Origin of the sequence: Arthrobacter cavernae (assembly GCF_017368795.1) — a bacterium.
GTDB classification, from domain to species: Bacteria; Actinomycetota; Actinomycetes; order Actinomycetales; family Micrococcaceae; genus Arthrobacter; species Arthrobacter cavernae.
Genome location: NZ_JAFNLL010000128.1, coordinates 1 through 310, shown reverse-complemented (window position 1 = coordinate 310; position 310 = coordinate 1). Strand labels below are relative to the sequence as shown.

Genomic DNA, 310 nt, shown 5'->3' with positions numbered 1-310 from the left:
CGAATCATCCCAGTAACGCGCCCGCGCTTCATCGTTAACAAAATAATCATCCTTGCGCAGATTCCAGATGTCGTCTGCTTTCTTATACGCAGCCTCTGCCTTAATCAGCATCTCCTGCGCGGTATCAGGACGACCAATATCCAGCACCGCATCCCACATGGATTTGAATGCCCGCGCAGTCCTGTCTGCCCAGGTCTCCAGCGTGCCCATGTTCTCTTTCAGGCGGCGGGTCTGGTCATCAAACCCTTTCGTTGCGGCCTCGTTCGCCGCCTGCAATGCCCCGGCTTCATCGCCGGAACGCTGCAACTGA

General features: G+C 56.5%; 1 protein-coding gene. It reads right to left on the bottom strand.

Annotated features, from left to right (window positions below):
• Positions 1 to 310 (bottom strand): phage tail tape measure protein (locus J1902_RS19105; protein ID WP_207617937.1); only part of this gene is annotated, 310 nt, incomplete at both ends.